Source organism: Arhodomonas sp. KWT (genome assembly GCF_010993615.1).
In genome coordinates this window covers 1-1,337 of the sequence record NZ_WNXE01000456.1, presented here as the reverse complement: position 1 = coordinate 1,337, position 1,337 = coordinate 1, and the positions used below count along the sequence as shown (strand labels likewise).

The following is a 1,337-nucleotide window of genomic DNA, read 5'->3' as shown; positions in this document are numbered from 1 at the left end:
GTTGTCGCCAGACTCCGGGCTTACCTTACGCGAGCCGTTGCGGGCTGTCATGGCCGGCGCACCGGCGACGATGCCGATGCCGGCGAGCACCGCAGCGAGGAACGGCAGGACGCTCAGGTTGAGCGTCGACCAGCCCACCCCGTCCAGCAGCGAGCCGGCGGACAGCGCCGTGAGCGTCACCGTGGCGAAGACGATGAAGTCGTTGCAGGCCTGGGCCCGGCCCTTCTCCGCCTCGGTGTAGGTCTCGGTGAGCAGGGTGGTGCCGCCGATGAACATGAAGTTCCAGCCCACGCCCAGACAGACCAGCGCCGCCCAGTAATGCCACACGCCGGTGCCGCTGACGTTGATGCCCACGCAGACGGCCATCAGTACCACGCCCAGGGCCATCACCTTGAGCAGCCCCAGCCGGCGGATGACCTCGCCGGTGAAGAACGAGGGTACGAACATCGCGAGCACGTGCCACTGGATCACGAAGGCGGTATCCGGAAACAGGTGTGCCTGGGCCCGCATCGCCAGCGGCGTGGCGACCATGACCAGGTTCATCACGCCGTAGCCCACCGCGGCGGTGGCCACGGCGAGCACGAACCGCGGCTGACGGGCGATCGCCGCCAGCCCCCGGCCGCTGTGGCCCCGGGCCCGGGGCGGCGGCAACGGGATCCGCAGCCCGGCGATGGCGAGCAGGCCGACGAGGTAGACACCGCCGAGCACCATGTAGCTGCCGGCGAAGTCCGCACCGAGCAGGGTCCGCGTCCACGCCCCCAGGTTCGGGCCGAGGAAGCCCGCAGCGATACCGCCGGCGAGCACCAGCGAGATCGCCCGGCCCTTGCGCTCCGGCGGGGCCACGTCGGCGGCGGCGAAGCGATAGAACTGCCCGGAGCCGTTGAAGGCGCCGAGCAGCACCGCCGCTACGCAGAACAGCCAGTACTGCCACTCCAGGATCGCGACCGTGGCCAGCGCCACACCGGCGAGCCCCAGGGTCATCCCCGCCATGAAGCCCGCGCGCCGGCCATGGCGCTGCATGAACAGCGACACCGGCACGGTGGCGACGGTCATCGCCAGGAACTGCAATCCCAGGGGCACCGTGGCGAGCACCGGCGAGTCGGCGAGTGCCGAGCCCACCAGCGCCGAGGTGGACACCAGCAGCGACGTGCCCGTCATCAACACGGCCTGGCAGAGCGCGAGCAGCGTGAGGTTGCGGTACGGATGCATGCAGCAGCCTCCTCCGGGCAAATTCAGCGGACGGATTACCAGCCCACGGCCGTCACCACACACCGGCCCCGGGGCGTCTCCGCCCACCTTGCCGGCAGGGCACGGGGGCGTTGTCGCGGGCATTCCCG

Annotated in this window: 1 protein-coding gene; it reads right to left on the bottom strand. The window is 70.8% G+C overall.

Annotation, left to right across the window (positions count from 1 at the left end; translation table 11 throughout):
• Positions 1-1,209, bottom strand: a 1,209-nt coding sequence (locus G7A99_RS19875) for an MFS transporter (protein WP_163143505.1), incomplete at its 3' end; no start/stop codon positions are given.
• Between the last annotated feature and the right edge of the window lie 128 nt (positions 1,210-1,337).